This is a genomic window from Armatimonadia bacterium (genome assembly GCA_039679385.1).
Taxonomy (GTDB): Bacteria; Armatimonadota; Zipacnadia; order Zipacnadales; family JABUFB01; genus JAJFTQ01.
Window position 1 is genome coordinate 15,802 of record JBDKVB010000074.1, and the last position, 17,836, is coordinate 33,637.

The 17,836-nt window shown below is 65.3% G+C and carries 12 protein-coding genes and 1 tRNA gene; 6 read left to right on the plus strand and 7 right to left on the minus strand.

Annotated features, from left to right (window positions below):
- Window positions 1–223: 223 nt before the first annotated feature.
- The 5 genes from ABFE16_08785 (at window position 224) to tsaD (ending at window position 6,059) form a co-directional block, all read left to right on the plus strand.
- Complete coding sequence (locus tag ABFE16_08785; GenBank protein ID MEN6345391.1) at window positions 224–2,185, plus strand: M48 family metalloprotease; 1,962 nt, start codon at window positions 224–226, stop codon at window positions 2,183–2,185.
- A 147-nt stretch (window positions 2,186–2,332) separates the two neighbouring features.
- Complete coding sequence (locus ABFE16_08790) at window positions 2,333–3,028, plus strand: histidinol phosphate phosphatase domain-containing protein (protein MEN6345392.1); 696 nt, start codon at window positions 2,333–2,335, stop codon at window positions 3,026–3,028.
- Window positions 3,025–4,362, plus strand: a complete 1,338-nt coding sequence (locus ABFE16_08795) for a hypothetical protein (GenBank protein MEN6345393.1) — start codon at window positions 3,025–3,027, stop codon at window positions 4,360–4,362. Before ABFE16_08790 ends, ABFE16_08795 begins: the two co-directional genes overlap by 4 nt.
- Window positions 4,363–4,438: 76 nt before the next feature.
- A complete protein-coding gene (gene rimI, locus ABFE16_08800; GenBank protein ID MEN6345394.1) occupies window positions 4,439–4,993 on the plus strand; it encodes a ribosomal protein S18-alanine N-acetyltransferase in 555 nt (184 codons plus the stop codon).
- On the plus strand, window positions 4,965–6,059 hold the full coding sequence (tsaD, locus tag ABFE16_08805; protein ID MEN6345395.1) for a tRNA (adenosine(37)-N6)-threonylcarbamoyltransferase complex transferase subunit TsaD: 1,095 nt from the start codon (window positions 4,965–4,967) through the stop codon (window positions 6,057–6,059). The genes rimI and tsaD overlap by 29 nt, the downstream gene beginning before the upstream one ends.
- Before the next feature lie 163 nt (window positions 6,060–6,222).
- On the opposite strand, the gene ABFE16_08810 is transcribed toward tsaD, so the two are convergent.
- The 7 genes from ABFE16_08810 to ABFE16_08840 all read right to left on the minus strand — a co-directional run bounded on the left by ABFE16_08810 (window position 6,223) and on the right by ABFE16_08840 (window position 14,823).
- Window positions 6,223–8,151 (minus strand): heparinase II/III family protein, encoded by a 1,929-nt coding sequence (locus tag ABFE16_08810; protein ID MEN6345396.1) that lies wholly within the window; start codon window positions 8,149–8,151, stop codon window positions 6,223–6,225.
- Between the two features lie 311 nt (window positions 8,152–8,462).
- Window positions 8,463–9,644 carry a glutamine-hydrolyzing carbamoyl-phosphate synthase small subunit gene (gene carA, locus ABFE16_08815; protein MEN6345397.1) on the minus strand — a complete coding sequence of 394 codons (1,182 nt, stop codon included), beginning with the start codon at window positions 9,642–9,644 and terminating at the stop codon, window positions 8,463–8,465.
- A 265-nt stretch (window positions 9,645–9,909) separates the two neighbouring features.
- Window positions 9,910–11,235, minus strand: coding sequence for a dihydroorotase (locus ABFE16_08820; protein MEN6345398.1), 1,326 nt, complete (start codon window positions 11,233–11,235; stop codon window positions 9,910–9,912).
- A gap of 155 nt (window positions 11,236–11,390) precedes the next feature.
- Window positions 11,391–12,350: a hypothetical protein gene (locus ABFE16_08825; protein ID MEN6345399.1), complete on the minus strand. Its 960-nt coding sequence runs from the start codon at window positions 12,348–12,350 to the stop codon at window positions 11,391–11,393.
- Window positions 12,351–12,498: 148 nt separating this feature from the next.
- On the minus strand, window positions 12,499–13,626 hold the full coding sequence (gene hemW, locus ABFE16_08830; protein MEN6345400.1) for a radical SAM family heme chaperone HemW: 1,128 nt from the start codon (window positions 13,624–13,626) through the stop codon (window positions 12,499–12,501).
- An 84-nt stretch (window positions 13,627–13,710) separates the two neighbouring features.
- Window positions 13,711–14,328: a prepilin-type N-terminal cleavage/methylation domain-containing protein gene (locus ABFE16_08835; protein MEN6345401.1), complete on the minus strand. Its 618-nt coding sequence runs from the start codon at window positions 14,326–14,328 to the stop codon at window positions 13,711–13,713.
- A 420-nt stretch (window positions 14,329–14,748) separates the two neighbouring features.
- Window positions 14,749–14,823, minus strand: a tRNA-Val gene (locus ABFE16_08840).
- Window positions 14,824–14,969: 146 nt separating this feature from the next.
- Here ABFE16_08840 and ABFE16_08845 point away from each other — a divergent pair.
- Complete coding sequence (locus tag ABFE16_08845) at window positions 14,970–17,834, plus strand: hypothetical protein (GenBank protein MEN6345402.1); 2,865 nt, start codon at window positions 14,970–14,972, stop codon at window positions 17,832–17,834.
- Window positions 17,835–17,836 lie beyond the last annotated feature (2 nt).

A 17,836-nucleotide genomic window follows, 5' to 3' on the forward strand; every position in this document is an offset into this window, starting at 1 on the left:
GGGGCCGGTTCTGTGGCCCGGTGGAGCCCTAAGGCGCGGGTTTCCTTGACACCCACTTCAGGGCAAACCTACAATGCCGCAAAGCGCGGCGGAAGGTATCCGCGGGCCTGTCGTTACGACTCTTGATCGCAGGTTGCCGCAGAATTGGCGTCGGCGGGTCAGTCTACCATCCGACGGGCTCGCACTGGGTCCGAGGCGTGTGCCGAAGAGAAGGTGAGAGTGCATGAACCGCTGTGGTCGTCTCTGGCTTGTCCTGCTGGGGTCGGTGCTGCTGCTCGGCCTCCTCTCTGGATGCGACGAGCAGATCGAGAAGAAGATCGGTGACATCTCCGCGGCGTCGGTGGAGAGTGAGTACAAGGTCGTCAAGGACCCACTCCTGACCGACTGGATCAACACCATGGGCCATACCATGCTCGGCTACGTGGTGCGCCAGAACCTGCCCTATGAGTTCAAGGTCATCGACACGGACCTGGTCAACGCCTTCGCCGCGCCCTACGGGCATGTGTACGTGACCACGGGGCTGCTGGACTTCTGCGAGAGCGAGCAGGAGGTCTGGGGCGTCATCGGCCATGAGATCGGCCACGTATCGAATCGCCACTCCATCAGCGCGGTCAAGCGCGGGTTCCTGTACAACATCGGGCTGGCGATTCTCGGCGGCCAAAGTCGAGGCCTGGCAGACGCAGCGGGCCTTGGTCTGGGACTGTTGTCGCTGCGCTACAGCCGCGAGAACGAGTATGAGGCCGATGACATGGGGCGTCGGCTGACCTTCGCAGCGGGCTATGACCCGCGCGGGCAAGTCGACTTCTTCGGCCGTCTGCTGGCCAAGTACGAGAAGAGCCGGCCCTCCAGCATCGAGGTCATGTTCCGCACTCACCCAACGACCGACAAGCGTGCGGCCCGCCAGATGGCCATGCCCGAACTCTCGAACGACAACCCCGACGCACTGCTGCAGACCGGCCGCGGCTATGCCCATCGGTACGAGTTCCGCCGAGCCTCCGACCTGCTGGCGAAGGCTGTGGAGCTTCGCCCGACGGATGCGGAGAGCGTGGTGTCGCTGGGCGAGGTACAGTTGCACCGCGGCGATCTGGAACGTGCCCGCCAGACCTTCGAGACGGCTCTGCGGATCCGATCTAGCAACTATGCCACGGAGGGTGTCCGCCTGGCGGCGACCACTTCGCTGCCGACGGTCACCCCGGCTTCAGACTCCGAACGACAGCGAGCGACGCTGCTGCTTGCCGACGCCGGTCGTGGGGTGTCCAAGGCGGAGCAGGCCGCTACCGACGCCGGGCGTCAGGTGGAGGCACTGACTGCGGCGTACCATCCCTCCATCAAGGGCGCGCAGTCGGTGATCGAGAACCTGTTCGGTCTCGCCGACTCGCAGGCCGAACTGAGCGAAGCTGCGGAAAGCCTGGTGGCCTTTGCGAATAGCGTCGTGAACCGCGCGCTGGATCCGGTGTACTCGGTGGAGCGCCAGCGCGAAGGCCTCAACCTGTGTGCCGCCCAGGTGGCGGAGAGCGCGGCCCAGATCCAGGCGAAACTCGGGGCGGCCCAAGACGGGCGGCTCGCGGCTGGTGACGTGACCGTCCTCGAACGGACACTGCGCGAGACCCAGAGGGCCGCCGACGATGTGCAGACGGCTCTGGATGAGCTGACTCGTGCGCAACCGGCCGTGAAGGCGGCGGCCGAAGCGGCGGAGGAAGCCACGGGCTACGTGGACCGGATCATGAACGGCGACCGGACCGCAGCCACGGCCCAGAGGGCCCAGCTTGCGGCCCAACTGACGGAGGCGCGGGCACTGACGGCCCTGGCAGCTACCGCCAAGGCCAAGCAAGTGGTCGACCGGGCAACACTGCGTTCGCTGATCTCACGGGTGAACCTTGCCGCGACCGGCGTCGATCCTGTCCTGCGCCCGAGTCTGGACGGCATGGTGGCCCACTTCACGATGCAGCGTCCTGAACTCGTGGCCAAGCTGCGCGGCGAAGGTGTGGGGTATGGTGAGATGGCGCTGATCCTGACCGCCGCCTACAGCAACAACACCAAGCCGGCCGACCTGATGTCGCTGGCCGGTGGTGCTCGCAGTCTCGTCGACCAGATCAACTCGGCGGGCGCGCGCACCGACGGCGCGCTCGTGGTGCTCAAGTACCTGGCCCGCGCGGTCGAGTACGAGACAAAGTCCAGCTCCTAAGTGGCCGGTGTGCTAAGCCACAAGAGGCAGTCCTGCGCTTCCCGCGGACGGGGGTAGCTGCCTGTGCGTGCATCCAAGTTCGACACCTCAAGCGGTTCTTCACGGGTGTCCATGGACACCTTCCTTATGGGCGAGGCGAGATCTGACATGTCATCTTCCGTCGTCTTCGACTTCCACATGCACACCTTTCTCAGCGACGGTGCTCTGCTGCCGATCGAGTTGATCCGCCGCTGCATCGTCCACGGCTACGCAGGGATGGCCATCGCAGATCACGCGAGTGCCAGCACCCTCGAGCGCGTGATCACCGAGGGCGCACGCGACTGTGCCCTCGCCCGCAAGCACTGGGACTTCGAGGTGTACCCGGGCGTGGAGTTGACCCATGTGCCGGCGACGGCCATCGCCGAACTGGCCGCCCAGGCCAAGGCTGCCGGTGCTGCTCTGGTGGTTGTTCACGGCGAGTCGCCGGTCGAGCCCGTCCAGCCCGGCACGAACCTGGCCGCGGCCCAGTGTCCGGAGGTCGATGTGCTGGCCCATCCGGGGCTGCTGACGCCGGAGGTTGCCAAAGCGGCTCGTGAGAACGGTGTCATGATCGAGCTGACCTCTCGACAGGGTCACGGGATGGCCAACGGTCTCGTCGCCCAGGTCGCGCTCGCGGCCGGCGCCTCGATGGTCGTCAATAGTGACACGCATCGCCCCGAGGACATCCTAACCCCGCAGTGGGCCGAGCACGTCGCCCGCTGCAGCGGGGTTTCACCCGAGATGCTCGAGACGATTCTGGACACGAACCCCCGAGCGCTGCTGGCCCGTGCACGCTCTCGCATGACTTCCGAGGAGACCCAATGAGTCGCCTGACCCGACGCGGGCCCAGCAGCATCGACTCCGAGTCGTCTACCGGCCGCGCACAGCCCTGTGGCAGTTGGCTGCGCTGCGCTCGCCTGTTGTGTCTTGCGCTCGTGGCAATGGTGCCGGTGCTGAGTGTCGGTGGCTGCGCGCGGGGTGAGGGCACGACCTTGCCCCAGTCGGTGATGGACGTGTGGGTTCAGTTCCGGGGCCCGGTGGAGGATTCGGCCTACTACTTCCTGGCCCTCAACAAGAACCCCAACTTCAGCACACGTATTCCCGTCCCCGTCGCTACGGGGCCCTTCTGGGGCAACGGCTGGGGCACCGGGTCGATGACCCATTTTCTGGAGTACCGCCTGGGGCAGTACGAGTTCTACTCGACCAATCTGACGATCGTGCTGCGCCAGGCAGGCGGCGGTATTCTGGCTGCCGGCGGCACTCCGAGCGGAGCCGACGCCGGTCGCTATGACCTCACCGTGGGAGCCCCGGTTCCCGGCGTCGCTTCCCTGAGCGGCACCGGGATGATCAGCGGCGTGAACAACGCCTCGGGGCAGACGGCCGGGAGCATCACAGTCAGCACCGATGCAGCGGGCAAGACCATCGCCGGGAGCGTTGTGTACACCCCGGCCGCAGGTTCGACGACGCTCACGCCAACTCAACAAGCACAGATTGCCGGTCTGAACGCCGGTGGCGTCGCGCTGCAAACGACCTCGCTGGACAGCTTCGGACTGGTTCTCACGCTGGCTTCCGCGACGGCCGGGGCGCAGACGATCACCGTCGCACCGACGACGGCGACGGTCAGTGTGACCTTCGTTCCGATGGCACCGGCGCCGGCGGTTCAGAGCACCGCCTCACTGCGGGCAAACTCGACCGCCGCCACCAGTACGCCGCCGATTCCGGGTGCCACGATCACCACGGGCGATCTGGTCTACGGTGGGACGGCGCGCATCGATACCGAGATCTCACAGTCGCCGCAGCTCCTTGGCCCTCCCTTCGCCTACACTATTCCGGCAGGGGCTAACAGCCTGCGAGCGACGATTGACCTCTCCGAGTTCGGCTCGGGGCTGACGGACCTCGGTTTCAACGTGATCGCAACCACCGAACTGATCTACGACCCGAGCGTGACGGACCCCGCGCAGCACTGCTACGATGCCCTGGGGCCGCTGGGCAACGACGCCGTGACCTTCAGCACCAGCGAGTATCGGACGTACTCCAACGCGGACAGCTTCGTCACCGAAGGGGCCAATGACTCGACGCTGCGCGGGAACGTGACAGAGGCCCAGCGAGCCGCCGTCGACATTACCGACTGGTCGATCACCCTCCGCCGCATCCGCTGATTGCGCCCATTCCGTCAGGGCCGACTGACCTGCAGGTGTTGCGGCCTGGTCGCCCTTGCCCTCAGAGGTTTGCTGCATGTGCCCCGCGATTCCCGAGGAGGCGCCGGTGGTTCGGGTCCGACGCGCCGGAGTGCATGATCTTCCCTCCGTGGTGCGGATCGAGCGCACCAGCTTTTCCGACCCGTGGCCTAGTTGGAGTCTGAAGGACGAGATGATGCGCCCCGACTCGGTCTTCCTGGTCGCCGAACTGGCCGGGGAGGTGATTGGCTATGCCGGGATGCGTTTCGCGCTTGATGAGGGGCACGTGGGGACGGTTGCCATCACTGAGGAGCACCGGGGTGAGGGCCTCGGTGAGGCGCTGATGCTGTGCATGCTGATCGAGGCAAGGGAGCACAAGCTCAACACCGTCTTTCTGGAGTACCGAGTAGGGAACAAGCCAGCCGCGAATCTGTATGCGAAGCTTGGGTACAAGCCCAACCGCCTCCGCCGGGGCTACTACGAGGACAACGGCGAGGATGCCGTCGAGGCAATCCTGCAGGAACTGCGCAGCCCCGAGCTACAGAGGCACCTGAATAGCCTGAGGAAGAGCTGGGAGAGCCGTCATGAGCGCCACCTTATCTGGGACCGATAGCCTGCTGCTGGGGATCGAGACTTCCTGCGACGAGACCGCCGCTGCCGTAGTGGAGGGCGGTCGGGTGATTCACTCCAACGTGATCGCCTCGCAGGTGGACATCCATGCCAGGTTCGGCGGTGTCGTGCCTGAGGTGGCCTCGCGCAAACATGCCGAGGTTATCAGCGCCGTGGTGGAGCAGGCGCTGGCGGAAGCCGGCCTTGGCTGGAAGGACCTCGCCGGGATCGGGGTGACTCACGGTCCTGGGCTGGTGGGCTCGCTCCTGGTGGGCGTTGCGGCGGCGAAGGGGTATGCACTCGCCACAGGCCTGCCGCTGATCGGGGTGAACCACGTTGAGGCCCACCTGCTTGCCAACTTCCTGCGCAAGCCCGAGGAGGAGCGCTCGCCGGCGCTGGACCTGTTCCCAAGCGTATGCCTGATCGTCTCGGGCGGGCATAGTGATCTGGTGCTGGTGAAGGGCCTGGGCAGCTACCAGGTCCTGGGTGCCACGCGGGATGACGCGGCCGGTGAGGCGATGGACAAGGCGGCGCGAGTCCTCGGCCTAGGCTATCCCGGCGGCCCGGCGATTGATCGATCGTCGCAGGAGGGCGACCGGACGGCCGTCAACTTCCCGCGTCCCGTGGTGCCCAACACCCTGGACTTCAGCTTCAGCGGCCTCAAGACAGCGCTGCTGCGCGAGGTGCAATCGCGCTACGGCAACGCAACCAAGGGCGGCGCCCAGGGCATCGACGCACCAACGCAGGAGATCGCCGACCTGGCAGCGAGCTTCCAGGAGGCTGTCGTGGATACGCTGACCCGCAACCTGATTGAGGCGGCGGCGCAGTATGGGGCCCGTCAGGTGATGCTGGCCGGAGGAGTGGCGGCGAACTCCAGACTGCGGGAGAAGGTGGGCCAGTGGAGCCAGCGTCACGGCGTTCCAGCGTGCTTCCCACCGCTGCGCCTCTGCACGGACAATGCGGCAATGGTGGGTGCAGCGGGGTTCTTCGGGGCGCAACGTCGTGGCTGGGACGACCTCGATCTTGACGTTTTTTCGGCCATGCCTATTACAGAACGGACCATGGCTTGAATGCCCAAGTATGTGGATGAGTCGGTGGAAAACCCCTCCCATCCTGTTGATTTCGGTGGAAAACTCGGGATTCGGGAGTGGGCGGAGGAGGGGCAAGCGCTCTGACGTGCGGTGGTTCCAGGGCTCGGAAAAGAAGGAAGGTATGCTGCGGCATGTGGGAAACTCAGGAGGGTTGCGCTGCAGTGTGGGGGCGCCAGACGGCGGTCTGCCGTTGGCGGGTCTTCCACACTAGCTTTCCTTCCACCCACAACCTTGAGGCTCCCATGATCAAGACGTAGCTGGGGTGTCCGGAGCCATCCGCTTCCCAGTAGAGCGCATACCCGTCGGTGCGGACGCCGTCGTCGCCGATGATCCCGCTGCCCTCGGTGCGGAAGGCGCCGTGTCCGGTCTCCCCGAGCTTCAGACCCATCCAGCCACGATCGCGGTGGGAGGAGGTCGATGGCGCCTGCGATCTGGGCCCTGTGGGTGAGAGCACTGTTAGGAAGCTCACCTGGTCGCGGTTGCGGGCCGTGGCCCTGAGTACGGTGTGGCGTTCCGGCTGCCCTTCGTGCAGGTAGTGGATCGCCTCGTCGGTGGTCAGTTCGTCGCCGCCGTCATGCGAGGAGTATAGCGAGATCGTCAGGGCGGCCTGCTCGCGGGTCACCCTGGCGGTGTTCTTCTCCACGACGAGGCGGCCCCCGGTGGTTCCGCCCGCGTTGAGATGCAACTGCCAGGTGAAGTCGTGGGGTCCTTGCCCGGCGAGCTGGCGGTCGAAGAGGAGGTAGTCCTTGCGGCTGGCGAAGATGACCGTGCGGTCGAAGATCGCCTGGTCGTGCATCCGCCGGACTCGCACGGCATCGACCTCGCGGTCGAGTATGCTGTCTGTGACCTGCGCCTCGACATCCACGGCCACGATGGCCCCGAGCGCGGTCTTGACCGGTGGGCCCTGATTGTCCATGAGGACCAGGTTGTGGGCCCGTCCCCCGCTCGTGTCCTGACGATGAGCCCAGCCTCCCCAGCCCGTATCCATCACAAGGGTCTCCGGTCCGCGGCAGAGCACCAGACTGGAGGAGTCCGGCTGCTCATAGACGCCGCCGGCGGAACGGGCTCGCCCATGCTCGGCCAGCAGGAGCAGGTAGTTGGCCGTCGGGCCCCAGTCGCTGCGCAAGACAACGTCGCCGGCAGCGCTGAGGACCTGACTGGGGTGTCCGCCCGGTTTGGCGGCCGGGGTTCCGTCATCGTAGAGGGCAAGTGCCTCGGGAAGCTGCTCGGCGGGTACCGTACCCCCCAGGTCGCTGGTCGCGGCGTCCCAGCTCAGAAGCTTCGACTTGGGCGCCAGTGCGGCCGCCAGGTAACTGCAGCTCGGCGTCGGCACAGAGCTGTCGAGAGCCGGGCGCAGGCTGTCGGGCATGCGGATGCGGGCTCCCCATTCGCAGGCCTGAAGTACGTCGCCGGTCAGCAGGTCCTCTCCCATTACCTGCTTGCTTGCGGCGAAGAAGGGCAGGTACAACTCAGCCGCCTCGAAGTGCCGGCCGGGCCCCTCGGCGTAGCCCCCATCTCGACAGATCTGGTGCTCGAAGGCGGCGGTTAGCTGGCGCCGTGCCCGCGTATACCAGGCACGCGGACCCGGTTGAGAGTGTAGGGGAGCCTCGCCGCGGATGGCCAGCGCGCACATTCCCAGGGCACAGGCCTGACGAACCTCGCGGGTATCGCCACCGGGGCTTGGCCAGACGTAGCGTTCACGGTAGAGGGTGCCCGCGAGTTCGTCGATGAACATCCGCATCTTGGTGTCGAGGGGTTGGTTGGAACGCAGGTGTGGCGCCATCAGATCGTAGGCCAGGGCGTAGTCAGCGGCGCCGGCCACGACCTCATCGAGCTCTCGCCACCTGCCGCCACAGGAGGGACGCTTCGCACGGACGAAGAGCCGCTCGACCTTCTCTGCGTAGCGCCGGTCTCCGGACAAGGAAAAGGCGAAGGCAAGCGCCTTCGCCCGGTGAGCAATCTCGATTTCACTAACCCTCGCACCTGTATCGATCGCATCGGCCTCGACGAGGAGTCTACGCTCCCAGGTCCGATAGGGTTCGCGATCCAGGCGTCCCCGCAGAACATCCACGTCGTCGCGACCAACCAATAAGGAGGGGTGCGTCTCGGTCGGCAAACCGGTCTTGGTGAGAGCAACCTGCCGACTTGCGAGAAGCAGCACAACCGCGAATAGGCAGAGCAGCACACCAAACAGGATCGTTCGGGTGCGCAGCCTCGGTCTGAGGTGGCGAATGTGTTCGTCGGAACTTGTATACATCGCAGCGCTCGCACACACCCTGTGCACGGCCCGGAAGCCCGGACGCTACCCCACAGCCACAGGTGCTGCACGCTAGATTGTCTGCATCAGGGGATCAGTTGCCGGCCACCGGAGGCCGGTTGCGCCTATCCCCAGCCACGGAAGGCGTTGATGTCCGCTCGGAACTCGTCGAACAGATAGCGGGAGTCATGCGGACCAGGTCCCGCCTCGGGATGGTACTGGACGGAGAAGATGGGCAACTCGCGGTGCCGCATGCCCTCCAGCGTGTTGTCGTTGAGGTTGGTGTGCGTCTGCTCCATCCCGGTGTCTTTGAGCGAGTCCAAGTCTACGCAGAAGCCGTGGTTCTGCGTGGTGATCTCGACACTGCCGGTCCTCAGGTTCATTACCGGGTGGTTTACACCCCGGTGTCCGAACTTCAGCTTGTAGGTGCGGCCGCCGAGGGCGAGAGCAAGAATCTGCTGGCCGAAACAGATGCCGAACAGCGGGACCTTGCCGACCAGCTCACGGGTCGCTTCGATGGCGTAGGTGATCGGGTCGGGATCGCCCGGTCCATTCGAGACGACGACGCCGTCGGGATCCAGGTCAAGGATCTCGGAGGCCGAAGTCTTCGCCGGGGCCACGATCACCTGGAACCCGTGGCTGTAGAGCTGGCGTAGGATGTTCTGCTTGACCCCGAGGTCGATGATGACGACGCGAGGTCGCACGTCTTCGTGTGACCAGGTGCGCTGCTCGTGGTCCGCGCCCATTCCCAAGGCGAGTCGTGGAGCCTCAGGGTGGAACTCCCGGTAGCCTTCCTTGCCCCACTCGCGGACACGCTCGCAGGTGACGTCCTGGGCGAGGTCGAGGTTGACGATCTTCGGCGCCTGGCGAGCCTTCTCAGTCAGGCTGTCCGGATCAAGGTCAACCGTGGAGAGCACACCGATCTTGGCCCCGTGGGTCCGCAGGTGCTTAGTGAGCATCCGCGTGTCGATGCCCTCTATGCCAAGGATGTTGTTCTCGCGCAGGTAGTCGCCCAGACTCTGGGTGCTGCGCCAATTGCTGGGGATCTCGCAGGCCTCGCGAACCACAAAGCCCTCGACCCACGGGCGCCAGGACTCGACGTCTGCGAGGTTGACCCCGTAGTTCCCCATCTGCGTGTAAGTCATGGTTACGATCTGGCCCCGATAGGAGGGGTCGGTGAGAACTTCCTGATAGCCGGTCATGCCCGTGTTGAACACGACCTCGCCGCTGTTCTCACCCTCGGCGCCGAAGGAGGTGCCTTCGAACACCGTCCCGTCTTCGAGAGCCAGCAATGCCGGCTTACGCACTTGACGATCGCCTCACTCGTACCTGACCGCGCTTGCAGCCCTCACCCGACAATGGCTGCGTGTGCCCGACTGAAGGGACGCTCAATCATGCAGACACCAAGCTACCCCGGCCCAACTTACATCCACTGCGCCACGGCTGCCTGCGTCTTTCTGTATGAACCTGCCAACGCGTAGAATGTCACAATTATAGTCGCCCCTGGAGCCCCGTGCAAGCGGAGCCTTGGTCGCATAAGGGGCAAAATCGCAGGGCTACTCACTCATCGCCCTATACTGCAAGAGTCTGGTCACCGTCGTTCGTTACTAGCCGCCCACCGACACAGACTCCCCAGCTTCTGCCTCGCAGTCGCCTGCCTGCGAAGGGCGTATTGCGACCCTTCGAGCGGAAGCTGGAGGGGTCGACAACCCACTCCTTGTCGGGGTCCAGAAGGGTGAGGTCGGCGGCGGCGCCGACCTGCAAGACCCCGAGCGGGAGACCCTCTGCAGACCGAAGGCCGAAGAGGCGTGCCGGGTTGCAGGTCATCAGGGCCAGGGCCGCCGGAAGCGTCATGTCCCCGGTGTGCACCAGCTCCGTGAGGGTCACTCCCAGCGCCGTCTCAAGGCCGACGATCCCCCAGGGCGCCTCCTGAAGCCCCTTACCCTTCTCCTCGGAGCTGTGGGGAGCATGGTCGGTGGCGATGATCTGGATCGTGCCGTCGAGGATTGCCTGGCGGACCGCCCGTCGGTCCCGCTCGGTGCGCAAAGGCGGGTTCATCTTGGCGTTGGCCCCCTGCTCGCGGACGGCCTCTTCAGTGAGGGCGAAGTAGTGGGGCGCGGTTTCGACGGACAAGTGCAGGGATGCCGCCTCGTCCCGCAGCCTTCGCACTTCCTGAACCAGGGCTTCGGTGCTTGCATGGGCCACGTGCAGCCGGAAGGGCTTGCCCTGGTCGGTGGCCGCCTGTGCCCAGAGACGCAACCCCAGAACCTCGGAGCGCGGGTCCTGCCCGGTTACACCGAGGTCGCGGCTGACGGCACCTGCGCTGATCGCTCCGTTGGCGCTCACCTGCTTGTCTTCGCAGTGGGCCACGAAGAGCGCCGAGGCTTCTGAGGCCTGCTTCACCGCCTCGGTGGCAACCTCCGGGCTCTGAATCGGCACCGCGTCATCTGAGATGGCGACGCAGCCCGCGGACAGGAGCCCGGCGAAGTCGGACAGCCGATCGGCTGAGCCATCGAGAGTCGCGCAACCGATAGGCAGCACGCGACAGCGGGCATCGGCGCTGATCCGGCCCAGCAGGTCGGCTACTCGCTTCGATCGGTCCACCGGCGGCGTGGTGTTCGGCATGCAGCAGAGGGTGGTAAAGCCTCCGGCGATCGCCGCTGCCGTGCCGGTCGCGATGGTCTCCTTGTGCTCCTGACCAGGCTCGCGCAGGTGGACGTGGACGTCGATGAGCCCGGGGCAGACGACCAGCCCGGTCACATCCACGGTATCCCAGTCGCCGGGCTCAGGCTGCGGACCGAGGCCGAGGATTCGGCCGTCGCTTAGCCAGCAGTCTGCGGCCTCAGTTCGACCGGTCGCAGGATCAACCAGTGTCGCGCCATGCAGGCACAGTCCCATTGAGCTTGCACCCTCAGCAGATCAGCGTTGTTGCGGTAGGTGCCGGCAGTCGGGACTGTGGGGGTAAGGTCCGGTCGCCGGCCCGGCACGAAAAGAGGCCTCCGGCTACAATGGAGGCCTCGTGTTCCTCGCGTCTGAGCGGGATGGGCAGTGCCCTACCCGCTGGTGATCTGGAGCATGCCGAGATAGACCTTGCCGACGGAGTTGCCGGTGATGACCACGCCGATGAGCTTCGCACCCGCTGCGCCGCCCTTGCCCTTGAGGTTGGCGAAGGGGACCTTGATCTCGCCCCAGTCGTTGTCCTTGGTCAGCGAGGACACCAGGAAGGAGCCGGCGTCCAACTGGCCCTTGTCGGTTACGAGGGCGATCCGTGCGCTCTCCAGGGGCTTGACCGGCTCGGAGGAGCCACGGCCCATGCCCATACCCATGCCGAAGCCCGGCATGAACATACCACCGGGCATGCCGGTAGCACCAGGCATCTGGGAGGGCATCTCCATGCTTCCGCCGGAGGAGCTACCACCCATACCGCCCATACCGGGCAGACCCGGAAGGCCGTAGTATTGGGCGTAGTTGGTGAGGTCCTTGGAGTTGCCGGGCAGGGCGCCCTGGTCCATTCCGCCGCCACCTTCGCCGCCCCCGCGCTGCCGTCGGCCACGCCGACCACCGAAACCGCCCTGGCCGCCACCGAAGCCACCCTGGCCGCCGCCGGGACCCATGCCCTGACCGCCACCAGGACCCATGCCCTGGCCGCCGCCAAAGCCGCCAAAGGGGCCGCCCATCCCGCCGCCACCGGAGACACCCGCCGAGGCTTCGAGCTTGACCCGCGCGATCAGGTAGCTGCGGGTCGGCGCGTTCAGGTAGGGAGCGAGGTCAAGGGCGGGCTCCACGCTCAGGTAGCCACCCTCATAGTACCCGCGGCTGTCGACCTCAATCGCTGCGGTGCTCTGGTAGTTGAAGCTCGAGGACACCTGGACCTTGCCGTTGCCCCAGGGGCTCAGCTTGCCCGCATCGGCCTTGCCCTGATACAGCACCGCTGTGTCGGCGAAGGCACAACAGGTCAGCACCGCAAGCATCGCCGTAACGAGGATGGATCGCATGATCGCTCTTGACGTCATGGCCTTCACCTCTGGGTCTCCAACGCATTGTGCGCCCGCACAGCGGGCGGCACCACCAAGACAGCCGATCGGACACGCACCCGACCGCTACATACGCCACTATTCGCCCTTCGCCTCATGAAGTCCTTCCGGTGCAGCCTCTGGTGCGTCACGGAAGGAACTCACAGGCGATGGCGCTTTGCACCAGCATACCTTCGAATGTTAGTCGGAGGCGCACTCCGTCGTCAAGCATGAGACCTCCAGCCACCAGTCGGGCGATGAGGTCCTTGTGACGCTGACGCAGGTCAACGCCGAAGCGTCGGGTCAGCTCCTGCGGTGCAATGCCCTCCGTGGTTCTCAAGCCGAGCATGACCGCCTCGCCGCAAGCCGTGTCCGGATCGAGGCGCTCGGAGTCGGCTACCAGGCCCCGTTGCTCCAGCGCCGCCGCCAGGTAGTCCGTCGCCTTCACCAGGTTACGGCGACGCTCGCCGGAGAGGTAACTGACCGCTCCGGCACCCAGGCCGACGTACTCGCCGTCGCGCCAGTAGAGGAGGTTGTGGCGGCACCGATGGCCAGGCTGCGCGTAGTTCGAGATCTCGTAGCGCTCATAGCCGGCTTCGGCCAGGGCGTCGACCGTCCACCTGATCCAGTCGGCCGCGTCCTCTTCCTCCGGCGTGGGCAGGAGACCGGCCTCCACCTGCTCACGCAGGGGCGTATCGGGCTCCAGAATCAGCCCGTAGACCGAGAGGTGGTTCGGCGACAGGGCCACGGCCTGGGTCAGCACGCTCTCCCACTGACTGGCGGTCTGGCCGGGCAGCCCGCGCATGAGGTCAAGGGACAGGTTGTCAAAGCCCGATTCGCGCGCTGCCGCAATAGCCTCTCGCGCTTCCGTACTGGTATGGACGCGGCCGAGGAGCCGCAGTTCAGTGTCGTCGAGCGACTGCACTCCCAGGCTCAGGCGATTGAAGCCCGCCTGACGCAGGAGACGCAAGGAAGCGAGGGCGACCGTTCCCGGGTTGGCCTCGACGGTGATCTCAGCGTCGGCTGCGATGGCGAAGTGACCTCGCAAGGCTTCCAGGACGCCCGCCAGTTCCTGCGCCTCATAGAGGGTTGGAGTACCGCCCCCGAAGTAGACGGTCGAGATCGGCAGCGGCGGCGACTGCGCAATCTCGGCTGCGAGCGCCTGCAGATAGAGATGGCGCTCTGCGTCTGAGGCCACACCCGAATTGAAGTCGCAGTAAGCGCACTTGCGCCGGCAATAGGGAAAGTGGACGTATAGCCCACGCTCGGTAGTCATATCACGAGAGACACGCGGGCCAGGACACCCTCGCGTCCTGGCCCGTTGTTGGTAGCCGAAAAGGGCGGTGCGTCAGCCCTGGTACTAGTAGCACTGCCACCAGCATTCAGTGGCGGAGCACTTCACAGCCGAGGGCTTGTACCACTTGGCATGGCCGTCCATGAAGCCGTAGTTGGAGCCATCATTGTGGCGCTCAGAGGCCTTCGCGCTGAAATCCTTCAGCGAGAACCCGTGGGCGCTGGTTGCCATGGTGACGGCCCAGGGGCCGGCAGTGGTGTCGCCCTCGATCTCAGCGAAGCCGATGACCGTGGAGGAGTCCTCGACCATCGCCAACGACTGCCCTGCGGGCGAGGGGTTGGTGCCGCCGGTGCCATCGTGCGCGAGGTTGATGCCATAGCCAATGACGGTGGCTGCGCCGTTGCCACGGAAGCTCGGGCACTTGAAGATCTGGGAGTTCTTCACATAGGGCTTCATGAGGTCAGTCCACGGAGTGGTGGAGTTGGTCTCAGAGGGCACAAAGAGCTCGTCATAGTCCTGCGCATACATGAGGCCGCCGAGCATGATCTGCTTCACGTTCGATACGCAGTTGGACTGACGGGCCTTCTCGCGAGCCCGGGAGAACACGGGGAACAGGATGGCCGCGAGGATTGCGATGATCGCAATCACAACCAGCAACTCAATGAGCGTGAAACCTTTGCGCATCTTCTTCCTCCTGGACGCTGGATGTGGCGAACTAGGATGTGTGCGACACCGACCAGGTCAGGCCGGCTCTGCGACCAGATGACCTCCGACTAGCGGCCACGACACAGCCGGGGCAAACGTCGAGGGCCCCGCCCAACCGAGGAGAACGGCGAGAGGTCAGCTCTCACGCGCCACTGCACACCGCGGTCTGGCTCTTGCAGACAATCGTACGCGATGGAAGTTCCCCGTGATTTGTTCCAAGGACGCCGCCTGAGACCAAGAGTTCAACGTAGGGAGGGCGATTCATCCCTGCAGGATGTAACCATTTGCGGGAGAGCGAAGGAGGGTCGGCTGGCTCGCGGAGGACCTGGGGCTGCGGAAGCACGGGGCAAAACAAAAGGGGCCATGCCGCGAAGACATGGCCCACAGGTTTGTCAGGGATGGTGGGCGCTAGTGGATTTGAACCACTGGCCTCCACCGTGTCAAGGTGGCGTTCTTCCCCTGAACTAAGCGCCCGGCAGGTCGTAGTATAGCAGAACCCCCTGGGGCTGTAAACCCCGCAAAGGGTGAGTTTTCGTGAGGCAGGAAACCGGGCCTCGCCCGCGAAAGGTCCTCTGAGTTTTCGTTTGGCAGCTACCAGATACTACCCTGGGGGCGATCCCATGCATCACTCCTACAACGAGGTTCTTGCTACCTTCACAGACCCGCCGGCTCACTACCGGCCAATGCTGTTCTGGATCTGGAACGGCGAACTAGACCGCGAGCAGATCGAGGCACAGGTTGCGGATATGGCCCAGAAGGGCTGCGGCGGGTTCTTCATCCATCCGATGGGTGAGAACTTCCGGCTGAAAGACTTCGTGAAGGGGATCTCACCCAACTATCTCTCCGACGGGTACTTCGAAGCCGTTCGCTGGGCCGTCGAAGCGGCTGTGAAGCATGGCCTGTACGCGTGGTTGTACGATGAGGGAGGCTGGCCGAGTGGGACCGCCCAGGGGAAGGTGCTCGAAGGCCACCCGGAGCATCGCGCCCAGGTGCTATCCTGCCGTCGCCTCGAGGTCTCGGCCGGGGAACAGCTACCGTCGGACGTGGACACCGTAGCCTGGTTCGCGGTCTTCGAGGGGAAGCCGCCGCAACTACTGGACGGCAGCGATGGGGCCGTCGTGCCTGAGGACTGCGGGGAGGTCTTGGCCTTCGTGATTCGGCGCGTCGAGGGGCGCACGAACCTGCTGAGCCCTGCGATGGTGCGCCGGTTCATCGACGTGACCCACGAGCGCTATGCCCAGGTCGTGGGTGAGTACTTCGGCAACACGATCCCGGGCCTCTTCACCGACGAGCCCTCGGTGGCGGGACGAGTGGGAAGCGGCGAGATCCCCTGGACCGACGACATGCTGGAGGCCTTCCAGTCGCGCAAGGGCTTCGACCTGCGGCCCTTCCTTCCGGCGCTGTTCAGCCGCGAGGCCGTCGGTGCACAGGTGCCGGCAAGCCTTGACCCGGCTGTTGTGGGGCAGATGCGATGCGCCTTCTACGATGTCTGGACGGACCTGTACCAGGAGGCCTACTGGCTGCAGATCAACCGTTGGTGTGAGGATCACCAACTGATTCACACCGGGCATGTGGGGGGCGAAGACAACCTCCTCGACCACGCGCGGCATGGCTTCGGGCACTACTTCAAGACGGCGGGGTCGCTGCACTCGCCAGGCGTCGACACGATCTGGCGACAGCTCTTCTGGGGCAAGGACAACTTCGGCTTCCCGCAGTTTGCGGCGTCGGCGGCTCATCAGCGACCCGGACAGGGAGGGTCGCCGGAGGAGGACAGCCCCTTCGACAACCTGGTCATCACGGAGACGAACGGCGTGTACGGCGCCGGGCTGACCTACGAGCAAATGCGGTGGCTGGTCGACTACCAGTGCCTGCGGGGCATCAACCTGATCGCGCCGATGGCGTACAGCTACGACACCAGTGAGGGCAGGGTCTACCGCACGCAGGATCAACTCGGTCCGGGCAGCCCGCAGTGGAAGTTGTACCAAGGGTTTGCGGATTACGTGGGCCGACTGTGCGCGATCCTTCGCCGGGGCATCTCGCTGGCCGACACCGCCGTGTACTACCCCATCGAGGGTGTCTGGGCCGACCTGGACTCTGAGGCCGCACAGCAGACGTGGCGGTCGCTGCAGCTCGTCACCCGGGCGCTCAACGAGGAGCAGGTGTCCTTCGACTTCATCGACGCGCGGGCCATCGAGTCCGGGACGGTTTCCGAGGGCGCGCTGGAGACACCCGGTGAGAACTACTCAACCATCATCCTTCCCGACACGGGCTATCTGCCGCTTGGGGTGCTGAACAGACTCGGGCAGTTGTACGAGCAAGGTGGACGCGTGGTCTTCCTGGGAGACGTGCCTGCCCGATGCAGCGACTACGGGACCGATCGGCAGTATGAGGCCGCCGCCAACCGGCTGGAGGCAGTCTCGGTACCCATGGACCTGACGGCCGAGAGCGAGCTGCCGGCCGGAGACACTCGTGGAGGTCTGGATGAGGCAGCGCGCTGGGATGGACTGGCCGCAGGTCTTGCGATGCCCCGGAGCATGGACGCCTTCCCGGCGGCCGTCACCGCGGACAAGGTGGTGCTGAGGGTGCCCGAAGAGGAGATCGGGCGCCTGGCACGAGTCCTGGCCTTGCGTGTGGGGCGGTTCAGTCTTCAGGCCGCCGGGGTCGAGCCCGACCTGCGTGTGATGGTTCGCGACCTTGACCCGCTGCAGGTGGCCTTCGCGATGAACGAGAGCCAGGAGCCGCTCGAGGTGACCATGGAGGTCGTGAGCGAGGTTCCGAGCCTCCTGGAGCGCTGGTACCCGGTGGATGGAGCCGCTCATCTTTTGGCCGTCCATGAGGAGATCTCGGAGATCACGCGGACGCGGCTGCGACTGCGACCCGGTGAGAGCGCCATCTTGGTGCTGGTGCCGAAGTCGGAAGCTCCGGAAGCCACCTCCGAACTGGAGCCCAAGCCACGCCATCCCGAACTGGAGGTCATTCTTGAGGCCCTGGATGAGCCGGACACCATCAGGATTGTCGAGCAGTATGAACTGACCGGGGGCGATGTTCGGGTGACCCGGCAACCCTCCGTCAAGCCGCCGACGCACCTTGGTTCCTGGGGCGACTTCGAGCTGGGGGAGTTCAGCGGCACCATCGCGTACGAGTACAGCTTCACGGTTGCAGCGGAGTATCTGGGGGAGGAGGTCTTCCTTGACCTGGGCGAGGTGTGCTACGCTGCGCGTGTGGTGCTAAACGGCACCGAGTTGGCTCCCTGCCTGTGGCGACCCTATGTGCTGGAGGTCGGGCACCAACTGCGCGAGCACGACAATCTGCTGCGGGTGGAGGTCAGCAATACGCTGGCTAATCAGGTCGCTTCGCCGCTCGCAGTGGAGGAAGCTCAGCGCAAAGGATGGTTCAACACCTACTACGAGCGGTCCTTGCCCATGATGCGAGAGAGCCTGCGGTCCGGCCTGATCGGCCCCGTGCGACTCTATATGCGGGGCTGAGA